The sequence below is a fragment of the Pelomonas sp. KK5 genome (assembly GCF_001984095.1).
Lineage (GTDB): Bacteria > Pseudomonadota > Gammaproteobacteria > Burkholderiales > Burkholderiaceae_C > KK5.
Map to the genome: position 1 here is coordinate 1 of NZ_LYVQ01000469.1, position 1,507 is coordinate 1,507.

Consider the following 1,507-nt stretch of genomic DNA (forward strand, 5'->3'; position numbering starts at 1 on the left):
GCGGCAGCCTAACGATTGCGTTCAGCCGCGCCGTTAGGCGTCGGCTGGAACTGAGGGTTAGGCAGCGAGACAGGAAGGCCAGACAAGCCTTCCGCGAAAGCGCTACCCACTGACTTTGCCTTTTTTGCCGCCGAACTCATGGCTGGGATCGTCTCCGATGGAGGTCACTGAACAGAGTCAGGATTGAATACTATGAAATGCGGCGAGCCGGCGAAAGATCGGTCCTTATCGGCGAGGTGCTCGTGCTCCCACATCCTGCCGCGCGTTTCCATGTTGCTCGCACAAGTTTCAAGGAACCGCGCGATACGGCGAAGCTCGTCTGGCGCCGCCACGAGAGAAATCTCTGCCAATTCGGCAGGAACAGCGTCTTCTGCCAGTCGCGCCTTGTCGGTGTATCCGTACCGTTTCATTGTGGGCTCGAACGTCTGGGATGGCGGCGCATGGCCCGACGCCTAACGATTGCGTTCAGCCGCGCCGTTAGGCGTCGGCCGCAACTGCGGGTTAGGCTGCATCTCTGTCCCGCCGCTTCTCGGGCTCGGCCCACTTGGAGTTCGGAGGGATGTAGACATAGCCGTCATTCGATTGTGCTCCCTTCCGCCTGCGGCTTGGCCAGTCCCAACTGCCGCAGTCGCAGCAGCTGAGAAAGTCGCACACGCCGAGGCGCGAGCAGCCACCCGAATGGCCACAGCTGGGCATGTCGAAATGCCCACAGCCGATATCGCCAGGAACATCGCAACTCAGGTCGCAGACGCCGCGTTGACCGGCGAGATGCAAAGGCCTTGCATGCCGCATTCTTCGATGGGCAACGCCACAAAGCGTCATTCTGTTCTGAAGTATCCGCAGCCCCCGCCGGAGGCCAACTCTACGGATGGCCCTGTAGCCGAGTTCGGAACAACCGGCGCGGCCGGAATACACGCGGTATGCGCAGCAGAAGCCCTTGTGCGGGGAAACGTAGCGCTGGTATGCGCGAATGAGGTAGAGCGCGAAACGACGCATGCTCGACGTGCGGCCTAACGTCAGAATTCAGCGGCGCCGTTAGGCGTCCGCTGGAATGCAGGGTTAGCCCTGCAGAGTGACATGAATTGCATCATGGATGCGCGTACTTGCCGATCATGCCAACAACAAAGACAAGCCAGCCAAGACCGATGATGATCCAGCCAGCTACCGCAAAACGCCCAGACTCAGCTATTAGGTTCCTGGTGAATGGGAGACAAATCCAGATCCAGTTGATTGGGTCGAGGCAGCCGCCGAGAAAGCAGATTGAAAGGCCAAATAGCTCAACGGCTTGAAATGACTTGCCACCGACCCACAAGTGAAAAGCATAGTTCGCCACGGCTCCGCTAATGGCGAGCAGGGCCAGCCCGGTAACGATTTCAAGCGCAACGATTCGCGGCCTCAATTCACGTGGCTCCTGGGCGTCAGACATGGAGAGAGCCAATTGCTGCCCGGCAGGCTAACGATTGCGTTCAGCCGCGCCGTTAGGCGTCGGCTGGAACTGCGGGTTAGG

At 59.7% G+C, this 1,507-nt stretch carries 2 protein-coding genes; both read right to left on the reverse strand.

Annotated elements, in window-relative coordinates:
- Positions 1-501 precede the first annotated feature (501 nt).
- Entirely contained in the window at positions 502-996 is a 495-nt protein-coding gene (yidD, locus tag B0W88_RS35360; RefSeq protein ID WP_077038402.1) for a membrane protein insertion efficiency factor YidD, read from the reverse strand.
- A gap of 91 nt (positions 997-1,087) precedes the next feature.
- The gene (locus tag B0W88_RS33315) at positions 1,088-1,426 is read right to left on the reverse strand and encodes a hypothetical protein (RefSeq protein WP_144007141.1); all 339 of its coding nucleotides are present in this window, start codon (positions 1,424-1,426) and stop codon (positions 1,088-1,090) included.
- Positions 1,427-1,507: the final 81 nt, after the last annotated feature.

Excerpts from the sequence above, each read along its gene's own strand:
- yidD (WP_077038402.1), bottom strand. The coding sequence starts at position 996 with ATGCGTCGTTTCGCGCTCTACCTCATTCGCGCATACCAGCGCTACGTT.
- B0W88_RS33315 (WP_144007141.1), bottom strand. The coding sequence starts at position 1,426 with ATGTCTGACGCCCAGGAGCCACGTGAATTGAGGCCGCGAATCGTTGCG.